The 1,767-nt window shown below is 35.1% G+C and carries 3 protein-coding genes; all 3 read left to right on the top strand.

Going from position 1 to position 1,767, the window contains the following annotated elements:
- Positions 1-509 (top strand): ATP-binding cassette domain-containing protein (locus FHL06_RS12655; RefSeq protein WP_153386939.1); only part of this gene is annotated, 509 nt, incomplete at its 5' end.
- Between the two features lie 3 nt (positions 510-512).
- On the top strand, positions 513-1,310 hold the full coding sequence (locus FHL06_RS12660; protein WP_120141335.1) for a metal ABC transporter permease: 798 nt from the start codon (positions 513-515) through the stop codon (positions 1,308-1,310).
- A 12-nt stretch (positions 1,311-1,322) separates the two neighbouring features.
- Positions 1,323-1,733, top strand: coding sequence for a GtrA family protein (locus FHL06_RS12665; RefSeq protein ID WP_153386941.1), 411 nt, complete (start codon positions 1,323-1,325; stop codon positions 1,731-1,733).
- Positions 1,734-1,767: the final 34 nt, after the last annotated feature.

A 1,767-nucleotide genomic window follows, 5' to 3' on the forward strand; every position in this document is an offset into this window, starting at 1 on the left:
AAACTAGTGGTGAATTGAAGATTGATAAACAAACAATTGGCTATGTGCCCCAATTCCGAAATATTGATATTGATTATCCTTTAAATATTGAACAATTTGTGCGATTGAATCTGAAGTTTACTTTGAGTCCAGCTAAACGTCGCCAAGATAACGAGACTATCAAGCAAATTTTAGAAAAAACGAAGTTAACAACTTTGAAGAATCGTCCTTTAGGATTAGCTTCTGGTGGTGAAAAGCAAAAGGCTTATTTAGCACAAGCATTGTTGAATGATCCGAAGATTTTGATTTTGGATGAATCGACAGCCAGTCTTGATGTTGAAGTTAAGATGCAATTGATGGATCTGGTAGAAGAATTGAATCACAAATATAATTTAACGGTTATCTTCATTACTCATGATTACGAGTTGACGAAAAAGTACACTAGTCGGGCATTATTTTTCAAACATCAAACGATTGAAGAAGTTAATGTGGCAGACGTTTCGGAAGATATGTTTGATATGGGAGGTTAGGTTATGTTTGGATATGAATTTATGCGTGAAGCCTTTATTGCCAGCACTTTTATCGCTATAACGGCTGGATTAGTTGGGGTATTCGTTGTTTCTCGAAACATGTCATTTCTGTCCCATACCTTGTCAGAAATTGGTTTTGCGGGTGCTTCATTTGGTATTTTAGTTGGAATTTCGCCACTGGCAGGGATGATTATTTTTACATTGATCAGTTCTATTGCTGTGGGTAGTTTGAGTTCGGAATCGTCGCGACGAGAGGCATCAATTAGCGCCATATCGTCGTTATTCATTGGTCTAGGAATTTTATTCTTGTCGTTATCTTCAGAATCAAGTAGTTATGCGACAAATATCTTATTCGGAAGTATTGTCGGAATTAGTTCCAAAGAAGTTCATCAATTGATGATTTTGGCATTATTTGTCATTTTCGTGTTTATTATTTTCTATAAACCACTTTCGTTTGATTCATTTGACCATATTGGCGCTCGTGCAGCCGGTTTGAAGACCAGATTACTCTCGATAGCCTTTTTAGTAACATTGGCTCTTAGCGTCAGTATTGGCGCTCAAATCGTGGGTTCGTTGTTAGTCTTCGTATTGTTGACATTGCCAGGTGCTACAGCTAAATATGTTGTCCATACTGTTCCTAAGTTGATCATGGTGTCGGTTGGTTTGTCATTGGCTGGTGTTTGGTTAGGATTGTACTTAGCTTTTGTAACCAATTGGCCCGTAACTTTCTTTATTTCAAGCTTTGAAGTTATTGCCTACTTCTTAGGATTAAGCTATAAAAATTGGAAATTAAACCATTAAGGAAAATCATAAATGATGAAAGAATTATGGAATAAATATAAAGATGCGATTCCTTATTTATTTTTTGGAGTCTTAACAACAGTAGTAAACTATGTGGCTTTTGCGCTTTTGTGGCGTGCTTTGGGTATGAATTCTCAAATAGCTAATGCGATTGCTTATCTAATTTCAGTTATTTTTGCCTATGTTACCAATAAATTGTGGGTTTTCAATTCTCATACGACGACATGGAAAGCCTTTTTTCAAGAAATGGGTTCATTCTTCCTTTTCAGAGGTGGTTCTTGGATCATAGATCAAGGAACGATGTTTATCGGAATGATTCTATTACATGGAAATGGTTTTATTGTTAAACTGATTGCCAATGTAGTCGTTGTTTTGCTTAACTATATTTTTAGTAAGTTTATTATTTTTAGAAAAAGAGACTAATTTGTGAATTTTTCAAATTATAGTGTTTTACTTT

The sequence above is a fragment of the Companilactobacillus halodurans genome, assembly GCF_009600985.1.
Classification (GTDB): domain Bacteria; phylum Bacillota; class Bacilli; order Lactobacillales; family Lactobacillaceae; genus Companilactobacillus; species Companilactobacillus halodurans.

Coding starts and splice junctions, on each gene's coding strand:
- FHL06_RS12660 (WP_120141335.1), top strand. CDS start 513: ATGTTTGGATATGAATTTATGCGTGAAGCCTTTATTGCCAGCACTTTT.
- FHL06_RS12665 (WP_153386941.1), top strand. CDS start 1,323: ATGATGAAAGAATTATGGAATAAATATAAAGATGCGATTCCTTATTTA.